Here is an 11,066-nt window from a genome sequence, read left to right as displayed (position 1 = left end):
GGCTCAACAGGGGGCGGGCGGGCGCACGGAGCACACCACCACGCGAGAAGTCGTACGGGAGCGGGCGCGGCGCCGGTCAGCGACAGCTGGCGCCGCGGGACCGGCCGAGGTCCAGGTACAGCCGCGCGCACAGCACCGAGCGGAACGGGCTGAGCAGGCCGGGCGTGGTCATCACGGGTGCTCCCTTCCGTTCCGGTGCGTGTCCTGCGGTCTGCAACGGAGGCTGGCACACGTATTCGACCGAAGGCAACCTTTCCCACGATGTGGGATCCACTTCGCGGGTGAGAGTTCACGGCCGGAGACGCGGCGCAATGTTCTGGCAACAGTTGCCAGATCGTGGCAGCCTCCGCATGCTTGGGCCATGACGACGGATGCGCGCACCAAGGCTGCCGACGCGCCACCGGGAGCGCAGGCGGTGACGCGCGCACTCCGGCTGCTGCACTGTTTCCGTGACAACGCGGGCGAGCTGAGCGCGTCCCAACTCGCCCGCCGCATGGAGCTGTCGGTGTCCACCGCGCACCGGCTGGCCCGTACGCTGGTCGCCGCCGGCTTCCTGGAGCAGGACGAGCACAGCGCCCGTTACCGGCTCGGCCCTTCCGTGGCGGAACTGGGCCAACTCTCGCTCCACCAGCGGGGCATGCACCGGGCGGTGCCCGAACTCGACGCGCTGGCAGAGGCGACGGGCACAACGGCCGACCTGGCCATCCGCAGCGGCGCCCACGCGGTGATCCTGGTCGGCGGTTCCGTCAACCCGGCCGCGGGCCTCGGCCTGCGCCGCCCGCTGCACTCGACCGCACTCGGCAAGGTGCTGCTGGCGTGGGCGCGCCCGGGCGAGCAGGAACTCGGCGACCTGCCGCCGCTGCACGCGCACACCGACCGCACCATCACCGCACTGGACGATCTGCGGGCCGAGTTGGAACGGGTGCGGGCGGCGGGGTACGCGCTCAACGACGGCGAGTCGGCCTACGGGGTGCGGACCGCGGCCGTCCCGGTGCTGGACGCGGCCGGCCACGCGCACGCCGCGCTCGCGGTGCGCTCCACCCCCGATGTGCTCACCGACGCCCGGCTGCCGTGGTTCGTGGCCCGCGCCCACGCCTGCGCCGGCGCCCTCGAAGTGCTGCTGCTGCCCCCGTCGCAGCGCCGCTCCCACACCGCCGACTGACCCCCGGGCCGACCGCGGGACCGGGCCGCTACTCGAACCGCGCCACGTCGCCCGCCCCGCGGCGGAGGATTTCGCGCTCGCCGCCGGAGAAGTCGATGACGGTGGTGGGCTCGGTGCCGCAGTCGCCGGAGTCGACCACGGCGTCCACCACGTGGTCGAGCCGCTCCTTGATCTCCCAGCCCTGCGTCATCGGCTCGGCCTCGTCGGGCAGCAGCAGGGTGCTGGAGACCAGCGGCCCGCCCAGTTCTGCGAGCAGCGCCTGCGTCGCGACATGGTCGGGGATGCGGACGCCGACGGTCTTCTTCTTCGGGTGCAGCAACTGCCGCGGCACCTCCTTCGTCGCCGGCAGGATGAAGGTGTAGCTGCCCGGTGTCGCGGCCTTGACGGCCCGGAAGACGTCGTTGTCGATCTGCACGAACTGCCCCAGCTGCGAGAAGTTCTGGCAGACCAGGGTGAAGTGGTGGTGGTCGTCGAGATGCCGGATCGACCGGATGCGGTCGATGCCGTCGCGGTTGCCCAACTGGCAGCCCAGGGCGTAGCAGGAGTCCGTCGGATAGGCGACGAGCGCACCTGAGCGGAGGCTGTCGGCCACGGCGCTGATCACGCGCGGCTGGGGGTTTTCCGGATGTACGTCGAAGTATCGTGCCATCGGCCCAGCCTATGACGCGAAGCCGCTGTTTCCGGCCTTCCGCCGGCGGGAGCCTGTACGGCAGCGGGTCACCGCCGCCCCGGGCGAACGCTGCCGCCCGCGGGCGGGGAGGGGGCGCACAACCGTACAACCGCCCGGTGCGTCCCCTACAGGTCGGATAACCGGCGCAAGCCGCGCCGGATGCCCTGAATGCGATGATCGGCCGGACGGCATTCCGCGGCCCGCTGTCACGTACCGCTGTCCGCCGAGGCCGCCGCCGTCTGCCGCAGGGTGCGTCCGGTCCTGGCGGACCGTGCGCGGCGGGGGTCGGGGGCGGGGCGCCGAGCCGTGCGGTGCCCGCGCCCGACCAGCAGCCAGGCCTCGCGTGCGCCCGTGCGGTCCTCGGGCAGCCGGGTGAGCGCGTAGCCCCCGCGGAGTTTGCCGCCTTCCAGGGCGAAGGACACATGGCCCTTCTCCAGGGCCTCGGCGAAGGGGATCCCGTGCCCGCGGCGGTCGGTGGCCAGGCTCCGATAGGTGCCCTCGTCCCAGATGATGACGGTGCCGGCGCCGTATCCGCCCTCGGCGATGACTCCCTCGAAGTCCCGGTAGGCCAGCGGGTGGTCCTCCGTCGGCACGGCGAGGCGCTTGTCATGCGGGTCGCCGGGCGGTCCCTTGGGCACCGCCCATGACTTCAGGACACCGTCGACCTCCAGCCGGAAATCGAAGTGCATGGTGCTGGCGTCGTGGATCTGCACCACGAACCGCGGCCGCCCGGCGCTGCCCGGGGCGCCCGCTTCGGGTGGCTCGGCGGTGGTGGAGAAGTCCCGCTTCCCGCGGTACCGCGACAGAGCTTCTTTCGAGGTCACGATGCCTCCTCGTCGGTGGCGTGGCGCGGCGGCTGTCCGGGGCGGCCCGCTCCCGCCGGAGTGGCCGCGCACCCCACGCGTACCCGGCTGCTCCCGCCCGACACGGCGCCCCGGGCGGGGCACGCGTCCGCGGCCGGGCGGCAGGGACGCTTTCCGGGCACGCGAAACGCCGGTGGTTCCACCCGGGCCGCACGCGCGGTGACGGCCGGTCCGCGCGGCGGCGTGCCCGCCGGCCTGGCCACCGCCGACGCGTGTCCCTGCGGCGGCAGCGGAACAGGACATCTGCATAGGCCCGCTATGTATCGTACGGATCCGGCCATCCGATCAGTGGCCGAATGACGGTGTTCCGCCCACGGGTGGTCTGGCCGACTGCATAGGCCCGTGATACAACGCCCTGCGTGGACAGTGCACGCAGTGAGGCGGGCCAGGGAAACATCGTCATCGAGGGGCTGGAGCACGCGACGACCCTGATGCTCCGCCATGTCTCCCACCGCGGCGGCTTCAGCATGACCACGCTGTCGGTCATGGCCCGGCTGGAACGTGAAGGCCCGGCCCGGCTGACGGCGCTCGCCGCCGCGGAAGGCGTGGCCCAGCCGTCGATGAGCCAGCTCGTCCAGCGCCTGGAACGGGAGGACCTGGCCACCAGGGTCGGTGATCCCGCGGACGGGCGGGCCAGCCTCATCGCCCTCACCGACGAGGGAAGGGCGCTGCTGGCCGACGGGCGCCGCTCCAGACACGCCCGGCTGGCCGACCTGCTGGCGGCCCTCCCCCCGGAGGACCAGGCGGCGCTGGCACTGGCCATGCACGTGGCCGTACCCGTCGTCCGGCGGCTGCTCGACCAGGCCGCGCAGCCGCAGGCCCCCGGCGCCGGCCGCGCGAGAACCGACGCGCCCTGACCGCCGGCGCCGCCCAGCTCCTCACCGCTCACCTCGTGGACGGCCCCGCAGGAGCCGTCCGCGCGGGGCCGGGGAGGCCGGCCGCCGTCGCGTACCCCCGCAGCGCGGCCCTCGGCACCCCCGGCGCAGAACCGTACACGGATCGCACGCAATCGTACGGAAAGGGACTGCAACGATGACCGACAGTACGACGACCCTGCCCGAGCCGGAGGCAGCCGACGCTCCCGACTACCCGATGCACCGGGCGGCCGGCTGCCCCTTCGACCCGCCCCCCGGGCTGCGCTCGCTTCAGGCGGAGGAGCCGCTGACGCGGGTGAGGCTGTGGGACGGCAGCACGCCCTGGCTGGTCACCGGCCACGCGCAGCAGCGCAGCCTGCTGGCCGACCCGCGGATCAGCGCCGACACCACCCACCCGCACTATCCGCACCAGACCGAGGCGGTCAAGGCCCGGCAGGCCGAACGCACCTTCATCTCCATGGACGACCCGGACCACGCCCGGCTGCGCCGGATGGTGACGGCGTCCTTCACCGTCAAGCGGGTGAAGGCGTTACGCCCGGCCGTCCAGCGCGTCGTGGACGGCCTCATCGACGACCTGCTGGCCGGCCCGTCGCAGGCCGACCTGGTCAAGGAGTTCGCGCTGCCCGTGCCGTCGCTGGTGATCTGCGCGCTGCTCGGGGTGCCCTACGCCGACCACGACTTCTTCCAGCGCAACAGCCGACTGCTGATCAGCCGCGACTCCTCCCCGGCGGACTCGGTGGCGGCGCAGGAGGCGCTGGTCGGCTACCTGGAGCGGCTGGTGGGCGAGAAGCTCGACCGGCCCGAGGACGACCTGCTGTCGGAACTGGCCGTACGCCATGTGGCCACCGGGCAGCTCTCCGCGCGGGAAGCGGGACTGATGGGCCAGCTCCTGCTGGTGGCGGGGCACGAGACCACGGCGAACATGATCTCGCTCGGCACCCTGGCGCTGCTGCAGAATCCCGGGCAGTTCGCCGAGCTGCGCGAGACGCAGGACCCGCAGCTGGTCGCGGGAGCCGTCGAGGAACTGCTGCGGTACCTGACCATCGTGCACACCGGCCGGCGGCGGGTGGCGCTGGCGGACATCGAGGTCGGCGGCCGGACCATCAGGGCCGGCGAGGGCGTGGTCATCGCCAGCGACATCGGCAACCGCGACGAGACCGTCTTCCCCGACCCCGACCGGCTCGACATCCACCGCGACGCCCGCCGCCACATGGCCTTCGGCTTCGGCGTGCACCAGTGCCTCGGCCAGCCGCTGGCCCGGCTGGAACTGGAGGTCGTCTACAGCACCCTCTACCGCCGTGTCCCCACCCTCCGGCTCGCCACCGGCCTCGACGGCGTCCCGTTCAAGCACGACGCGCTCGTCTACGGCGTCCACGAACTGCCCGTGGCCTGGTGACGTCACCGCAGGAGCGAAGGAGGAGTCCCGTGAAGGTGATCGTCGACCAGAACAGGTGCGTGGCCTCGGGGCAGTGTGTGCTGGCCGCCGAGGACGTGTTCGACCAGCGTGACGAGGACGGCGTCGTCGTCCTGCGCGACCAGGCGCCCGGCCTGGAGCGCGAGGACGACGTCCATTACGCCGCCCTGATGTGCCCGGCGCAGGCCATCCTCGTGAAGGACTGACCGCCGTCCACCGATAGCCGGCGGCACAGTGGCCGGCGGGGGAGTAGGGCCGGTCCGGCGTTCCCCGGCCGGACCGGCCCGGACGGTTCCGCGGCGCGCACGCCCGCCGGCGTCCGGGGGGTTGGCCGAGACCAGGGCCTTGCGATGTGCATGGCGGATGTGACACCGCGGACGGACGTCCCACCATGTCGGGAGACGTTGGTTCTCCGAGGAGACCGCATGCGAATTCGATCGATCCTGTGCGCCTTGCTGATGGCGATCGGCTGTCTCGTGGCGGCGGCGGCCGGACCCGCCACCGCTGCCACGGCTTCGCCCACCGCCACCCAGCACACCGTCACCCTCGTCAACAGGACCGCCCGCACGGTGTGGGTGGTCAGCAGCGTCAACGCCGACGGCTCGACCGCGCTCACCGGACTGCCGGCCCTGGCACCCGGCGCGTCGGCCGCCGTGGCCATCCCGGGGAACACCGCCGCGCACCACCGGCGCGGCACCCTCTTCGCCCGCGAGGGCTGCTCCGGCACCCCGGGCAGCACCTTCCCCTGCGTGCTCGGCGACTGCGGCACCGCCACCGACCGCTGCACGGCCGGCGAACAGCCGGTCAGCCTGGCGGAGTTCACCGTCGACCCGTCCGACAGCCTCGCGCCCTGGTACGACGTGAGCTACGTCAACGCCTTCTCGCCGGCCGTGCGGCAGTGCACCGGCTGCTCGGGCTTCACCGTCACCTTCCACTGATCGGAGGCCGCAGAGATGGCTGTTCTCCTGCCGGGCGCGCCCGCCACCCGCGCCCGCTTCCCCGGCGGCGCCGGGCGCCGCACGGCGGCGCGCCACGCGCTGGTGCTGCTGGTCGCGGCGCTCATGGTGCTGGCGCTCGGCGTACGCGCCCCCGCCGCCCGCGCGTCCGGCACGCGCAAGGGCATCAGCGTCACCTCCGTCAGCGGAGCCGCGCAGGCGCTCGCCGACGTCGGCGCGCACTGGTTCTACAACTGGTCGGCCACGCCCGCAGGTGTCGCGCAGCCGCCCGGCGTCGAATTCGTGCCGATGATCTGGGGCGCAGGCTCCGTCACCGACGCGAACCTGGCGCAGGCAGCCCAGCACGGCACGGAACTGCTCGGCTTCAACGAGCCCGACCTGGGCGGCCAGGCGAACATGTCCGTCCAGCAGGCGCTGGACCTGTGGCCGCGGCTCCAGTCGACCGGTCTGCGGCTCGGCGCGCCCGCCGTGGCCTACGGCGGCGACACCCCGGGCGGCTGGCTCGACCAGTTCATGTCGGGCGCCGCCTCCCGCGGCTACCGCGTCGACTTCATCCCGCTGCACTGGTACGGCGGCGACTTCTCCTCGGCAGCGGCCGGCGAGCTGCGCAGCTACCTGCAGAACGTCCACAACCGCTACCACAAGCCGATCTGGCTCACGGAGTACGCGCTCACCGACTACTCCACCAGCACCCCGCGCTACCCGACAGGACAGCAGCAGGCCGATTTCATCAACGCGGCGAACACCATGCTGAACGGCCTGTCGTTCGTGGAGAAGTCCGCCTGGTTCACGCTGTCCGCCGCCAGCAGCCCCACCGGTCTCTACAACGGCACCGTGCCGAACGCCGCCGGCGTCGCCTACCGCGCCCTGGGCTGACCCGGCACCGCCGGGTCCGCGTACGCGCCTGCCGGGAGCCGCAGCGGATGGTGCAAGGAGAACGGTTTCCCTGGTGAATCCCGGACAGGGCGGGGGTGTGGGTGCCGCGGCGATCGGCGTCCCGGGCCTGTCCCTTCGGCCATGGATGATCCCAGCGCGCTCTTTGTCCTCGGTTCCCTCCGCCTCCCGCCGGGGGGGGGGGGGGGGGGGGGGGGGGGGGGGGGGGGGGGGGGGGGGGGGGGGGGGGGGGGGGGGGGGGGGGGGGGGGGGGGGGGGGGGGGGGGGGGGGGGGGGGGGNTCAGCGCGCACCGCCCCCCCCCCGCGCGGGGGGGGGGCCCCCGCGGCCCCCCCCCCCCCCCCCCGGACGGAGGACCTGTCAGCGGCTGTTCAGCGAGGTGGTGATGTGCCGGGCGCGGTCCCGGACGGCGGCGGCGTGCCGGTGGCGGCCGGCGGGACGCCGGCACGGGCCGGCCGGCAGCCCGGCACGGTCGCTGCCGCGGGTGCCTCTGAGCCCAGCAGACCTCGGCCGGGCCGCGGGACGAAGCGACTCAGGGCCCGGCGGCGTGAACGCGTTGAACGCTGTGAGCGCGGCGCTTCGAACGAGCCGGGTCGCCCGGCCCGCTGTCATCCGTTCTGGGCGGCCCTGGCTTCCGGCGGTGTTCCGCCGCGCCGGTCGGCGAGGACTTCGCGGGCGGCGCGGGCGCCCGAGGCCATCGCGCCCTGGACCGAGCCGGTGGCGCGGTGGTCGCCGCAGACGTAGACGCCGGGGGAGTGGCGGGTGGTGCGGCTCAGCGGCCACGGCGGGACCATCGCGGGCAGGGCTTCCGCGACCGGGTAGACGCCCACCGGCTCCCAGCCGTCGGTGTCCGTCTCGTACACCTCGGCGAGGACGCGGCGGATCTCCGCCTCGCGGCCCGGCCGTTCGTCCGCGCCGAGCACGGAGGTGGACACCAGCGCCTGTCCGCGCGGCGCGTACGTGGGGCTGACCTCGCTGATCACCACGGTGTTCAGGATGCGCCGCGCGGTGTCCGTGATCAGTGTCGGCTCGGCCAGCGGACTGGCGGGAGCCGCGTGGTAGTAGGTGGTGACCGAGCGGACGGCCGGCACGTCAAGACCGGGCAGCAGCTCCGCCGCCGCCCCGGGCCCGGTCGCGACGACCACGGCCGGGGCCGGCTGCTCCTCCCCGAGCGCGGTCAGCACACCGTCGGTGGTGAGCTGTTCCACCGGGGCGCCCAGGACCACGGCGCCCTCGGGCAGCGCGGCGGCCATCTGCTCGGGCACTGCCGCGACGCCCCTGGCCGGCAGGCACAGGGTGCCGCGCAGCATCGAGCGCCACACGAGGTGGAAGAAGCGGCTGGAGGTCTCCAGCCCGTCCTCCAGGAACACCCCCGACAGGAAGGGCCGGAACAGCCGCTCCACGAGATCCTCGCCGATCGCCGCGTCGGCCAGCGCCGTGCGGGTCGTACGGTCCGCCGCGTGCTTGAGCACCCGCGGCGGCGCGAGCAGGTCCCGGGCGCTCAGCATCACCAGGGCGGACAGGTCCCGCAGCGACGCCAGCCGTCCGGGCAGCAGGTCGGCGGCCAGCCGCGGGGTGCGTGTGGGATCGGCGAAGCGCAGCCTGCCGCGGGGGGTGTGCAGCAGGACGCCGGGGCTGAACGGGCGCAAGTACAGCTCGCTCAGTTGCAGCCGGGCGCGCATCTGCGGGTAGGAGGTGTTGACCACCTGGAAGCCGCGGTCGAAGCGGAAGCCGTCGCGCACATCGGTACGCATCCGGCCGCCGACGGCGTCCGAGGCCTCCAGCACCCGTACGCGCAGCCCCGCGGCCGTCAGGTCCTGCGCGCATGACAGCCCCGCCACGCCGGCCCCGACCACCAGGACATCCACCTCCGCCGCCATCACCGACCTCCGTCCATCGCGTATGCCGCTGCCTCGATGATGCAGGCCCGGGCGGCCCGCGCCGGGTTCCCGCGCCGTCCGGGCCTCCCGGGTCGGCGGATGAGGCGCCGAGCCGTGCCCACGACCGCCGTACGCGGCGGCGCGTGCCTCAGAGGAATCGCCGGATGGGCTGCACGGCCAGCTCGCGGGCGCGTTGCAGCAGCCTGCGGCGGTGCCAGCGGGTGGGGTCGATGGGCTCGGCCCGCAGCAGGTCGCGGTCGAAGTCGTCGTCCAGGCCCGCGGTGAACTCCTCGTCCAGGACCGCGAGCATGACCTCCTCGTCGTGGTCCATCGACCGGCGGTTGAAGTTGGAGGAGCCGATCAGCGCCGCCACCCGGTCGACCGTGAGGATCTTGGTGTGCAGCATCGTCGGCTGGTACTCCAAAACTTCCACCCCCGCCTCCAGCAGCGCGGCGTAGAGGTGCTGTCCGGCCAGCCGGCAGGCGCGCTCGTCGGTGTGCGGACCGGGCAGCAGGATCTGCACCTGCACCCCGCGCCGCGCGGTCGCGCACAGCAGGTCGACGAAGTACCTGTCGGGCGCGAAGTAGGCGGTGGACAGCCGGAGCCGCTGTTCGGCCGAGGTGATGACGACACGCAGCAGGGTCTGCATGTCCTGCCAGCCGATGCTGGCCGAGCCGCGTACGACCTGCACGATGGAGCGGCCCGGTTGCTCGTGTGCGACGAAGCGGTCCCGTTCGTCGTACAGGTCGGTGTGGCACTCGGCCCAGTTCTGCGCGAAGGCCGCGGCGACGCCGTCGACGGCGGGCCCGCGCACCTCGACATGGGTGTCGCGCCACTCCGAGGGGTCGCGCGCGTCGCCGCACCACTCCTCCGCTATGCCCACGCCGCCGGTGAAGGCGAGCTGCTCGTCCACGATCAGGGCCTTGCGGTGGCACCGGTGGTTCTGCTTCAGCGGCGACAGCCACAGCGGCTTGCGGAACCAGCCGACCTGTACGCCCGCCGCGTCCATGTCTGCCAGCAGCTCCGGCTCGATGTCCTTGGCGCCGAAACCGTCGAGGAGCAGCCGCACCCGCACACCGTGACGGGCCCTGGCGGCGAGCGCGGCGGCGAAGTCCCTGGCGATCTGGCCGCGCCAGTAGACGAACGTCATCATGTCGATGGTGTGCTGCGCCTCGCGCACGGCCTTGAGCATCGCCGGGAAGATCTCGTCGCCGTTGCGCAGCGGCCTGAGCGCGTTGCCCTCCGTCGCGGCGACACCGATCAGCCGCTCCAGCCGCCGCCGCAGACGCTGGGTCTGCGCCGCCGGGTCGAGAGCTCGGCCGTCGGTGCGGGTTTCCGGGGCGTGGACTTCCATGGCGGTCATGCGGGGACCCCCCAAACGAGTGCGTGCGGTGGCGGTCGGACGGCGTCGGTCCGAGGGACGAGGGGAGGCGGCGGGCGGACGGCCCGGCCTACGGGGCGCTACCCGCGCTCCCGGGGCGTGGCCGCGCTCACCGCGGCGGGCACGCCGGTCAGCCGGAGCAGCCTGCTGACCACCCGTGAAGGCGCGGCCACCCGCAGGTCGGTGCGGCGGCGCATGCCGACCAGCAGCCGCAGGAAGTCGGAGTCGGCGAAGGTGACGGCCGCGGCGTCCAGGACCACCACGTCGTGCCGGTCGGCCAGCGCCTCCAACCGCGTGGCCAGCCCGGCCAGTACCTCGCGGTCCAGGTCCCCGGCCAGCTCCACGACCGGCGGTCCGCCGGGCCGGGCAAGCAGCGTGGAAGGCGCCTCGGAAGCGTGAACGGCCCGCGCCGCAGGCGCCGTCGTCTCAGTCGTCATGGCGTTCGTATGCCCCTCCCGCGCCGAGCCAGTCCGGAAAGCCCTGGTCACGGTCTCGACCACGTCACCCGGCATCGGTGCGGGGCATCCGGGTAGGCGCGGACATACCTGGCTGACAGTCAGTCCGGCTGGAAAGGTGATGTTCAGCATGGCGAGCACCAAGAGCAAGGCTCAGACCGGTACGAAGGCCGCGTCCGCCGCGGGCAAGACGGTGAAGGCGTCGAAGGCGACGAAGACGGAGAAGACCGCCGCGGCCAGCGCTCTGTCGCAGGCGCCCAAGAGCAAGGCTCAGACCGGTACGAAGGCCGCGTCCGCCGCGGGTAAGACGGTGAAGGCGTCGAAGGCGACGAAGACGGAGAAGACCGCCGCGGCCAGCGCTCTGTCGCAGGCGCCCAAGAGCAAGGGCAAGACGAGTACGAAGGCCGCGTCCGCCGCGGGCAAGAAGCTCGCCGACCCCAAGGCGACGAAGGCGGAGAAGGCAGCGGCGGCCAGCACCCTGGCGAAGAAGGCGGCACGCGGCAAGAAGTGAGCCCCGA

The 11,066-nt window shown here is 73.6% G+C and carries 12 protein-coding genes; 7 read left to right on the top strand and 5 right to left on the bottom strand.

Annotated features, from left to right (window positions below; translation table 11 throughout):
- The first annotated feature begins 361 nt into the window (after positions 1-361).
- Positions 362-1,162, top strand: coding sequence for an IclR family transcriptional regulator (locus V7E46_RS31270; protein ID WP_333771568.1), 801 nt, complete (start codon positions 362-364; stop codon positions 1,160-1,162).
- Positions 1,163-1,190: 28 nt separating this feature from the next.
- On the opposite strand, the gene V7E46_RS31265 is transcribed toward V7E46_RS31270, so the two are convergent.
- Positions 1,191-1,811, bottom strand: a complete 621-nt coding sequence (locus V7E46_RS31265; protein ID WP_333771567.1) for an L-threonylcarbamoyladenylate synthase — start codon at positions 1,809-1,811, stop codon at positions 1,191-1,193.
- 227 nt (positions 1,812-2,038) lie between these two features.
- Positions 2,039-2,656 carry a DNA polymerase ligase N-terminal domain-containing protein gene (locus V7E46_RS31260; RefSeq protein WP_333771566.1) on the bottom strand — a complete coding sequence of 206 codons (618 nt, stop codon included), beginning with the start codon at positions 2,654-2,656 and terminating at the stop codon, positions 2,039-2,041.
- 398 nt (positions 2,657-3,054) lie between these two features.
- On the opposite strand from V7E46_RS31260, the gene V7E46_RS31255 reads away from it, so the two are divergent.
- The 5 genes from V7E46_RS31255 to V7E46_RS31235 all read left to right on the top strand — a co-directional run bounded on the left by V7E46_RS31255 (position 3,055) and on the right by V7E46_RS31235 (position 6,816).
- Positions 3,055-3,552: a MarR family winged helix-turn-helix transcriptional regulator gene (locus V7E46_RS31255; RefSeq protein ID WP_333771565.1), complete on the top strand. Its 498-nt coding sequence runs from the start codon at positions 3,055-3,057 to the stop codon at positions 3,550-3,552.
- Between the two features lie 175 nt (positions 3,553-3,727).
- Positions 3,728-4,966, top strand: coding sequence for a cytochrome P450 (locus V7E46_RS31250; protein ID WP_333771564.1), 1,239 nt, complete (start codon positions 3,728-3,730; stop codon positions 4,964-4,966).
- 29 nt (positions 4,967-4,995) lie between these two features.
- Positions 4,996-5,190: a ferredoxin gene (locus V7E46_RS31245; protein ID WP_329181678.1), complete on the top strand. Its 195-nt coding sequence runs from the start codon at positions 4,996-4,998 to the stop codon at positions 5,188-5,190.
- A 219-nt stretch (positions 5,191-5,409) separates the two neighbouring features.
- Entirely contained in the window at positions 5,410-5,922 is a 513-nt protein-coding gene (locus V7E46_RS31240) for a thaumatin family protein (protein WP_333771563.1), read from the top strand.
- A 15-nt stretch (positions 5,923-5,937) separates the two neighbouring features.
- The gene (locus V7E46_RS31235; protein WP_333771562.1) at positions 5,938-6,816 is read left to right on the top strand and encodes a glycoside hydrolase family protein; all 879 of its coding nucleotides are present in this window, start codon (positions 5,938-5,940) and stop codon (positions 6,814-6,816) included.
- 624 nt (positions 6,817-7,440) lie between these two features.
- Here the strand turns inward: V7E46_RS31235 and V7E46_RS31230 are convergent.
- The 3 genes from V7E46_RS31230 to V7E46_RS31220 all read right to left on the bottom strand — a co-directional run bounded on the left by V7E46_RS31230 (position 7,441) and on the right by V7E46_RS31220 (position 10,530).
- Complete coding sequence (locus V7E46_RS31230; RefSeq protein WP_333771561.1) at positions 7,441-8,712, bottom strand: NAD(P)/FAD-dependent oxidoreductase; 1,272 nt, start codon at positions 8,710-8,712, stop codon at positions 7,441-7,443.
- Positions 8,713-8,860: 148 nt separating this feature from the next.
- On the bottom strand, positions 8,861-10,066 hold the full coding sequence (locus V7E46_RS31225; RefSeq protein ID WP_333771569.1) for a phospholipase D-like domain-containing protein: 1,206 nt from the start codon (positions 10,064-10,066) through the stop codon (positions 8,861-8,863).
- Between the two features lie 107 nt (positions 10,067-10,173).
- Positions 10,174-10,530, bottom strand: a complete 357-nt coding sequence (locus tag V7E46_RS31220; protein WP_333771560.1) for an STAS domain-containing protein — start codon at positions 10,528-10,530, stop codon at positions 10,174-10,176.
- A 148-nt stretch (positions 10,531-10,678) separates the two neighbouring features.
- Between V7E46_RS31220 and V7E46_RS31215 the strand changes: the two genes are divergently transcribed.
- Complete coding sequence (locus V7E46_RS31215) at positions 10,679-11,059, top strand: hypothetical protein (RefSeq protein WP_333771559.1); 381 nt, start codon at positions 10,679-10,681, stop codon at positions 11,057-11,059.
- Positions 11,060-11,066: the final 7 nt, after the last annotated feature.

Origin of the sequence: Streptomyces sp. IBSBF 2435, assembly GCF_036815005.1 — a bacterium.
Classification (GTDB): domain Bacteria; phylum Actinomycetota; class Actinomycetes; order Streptomycetales; family Streptomycetaceae; genus Actinacidiphila.
Note: the sequence above shows the minus strand (reverse complement) of the source record. Positions and strands in the feature narration are given on the sequence as shown.

Bases quoted from the DNA above. Each gene is read 5' to 3' on its own strand.
- V7E46_RS31270 (WP_333771568.1), top strand. From the start codon at position 362: ATGACGACGGATGCGCGCACCAAGGCTGCCGACGCGCCACCGGGAGCG.
- V7E46_RS31265 (WP_333771567.1), bottom strand. From the start codon at position 1,811: ATGGCACGATACTTCGACGTACATCCGGAAAACCCCCAGCCGCGCGTG.
- V7E46_RS31250 (WP_333771564.1), top strand. From the start codon at position 3,728: ATGACCGACAGTACGACGACCCTGCCCGAGCCGGAGGCAGCCGACGCT.
- V7E46_RS31240 (WP_333771563.1), top strand. From the start codon at position 5,410: ATGCGAATTCGATCGATCCTGTGCGCCTTGCTGATGGCGATCGGCTGT.
- V7E46_RS31235 (WP_333771562.1), top strand. From the start codon at position 5,938: ATGGCTGTTCTCCTGCCGGGCGCGCCCGCCACCCGCGCCCGCTTCCCC.
- V7E46_RS31230 (WP_333771561.1), bottom strand. From the start codon at position 8,712: ATGGCGGCGGAGGTGGATGTCCTGGTGGTCGGGGCCGGCGTGGCGGGG.
- V7E46_RS31225 (WP_333771569.1), bottom strand. From the start codon at position 10,066: ATGGAAGTCCACGCCCCGGAAACCCGCACCGACGGCCGAGCTCTCGAC.
- V7E46_RS31220 (WP_333771560.1), bottom strand. From the start codon at position 10,530: ATGACGACTGAGACGACGGCGCCTGCGGCGCGGGCCGTTCACGCTTCC.
- V7E46_RS31215 (WP_333771559.1), top strand. From the start codon at position 10,679: ATGGCGAGCACCAAGAGCAAGGCTCAGACCGGTACGAAGGCCGCGTCC.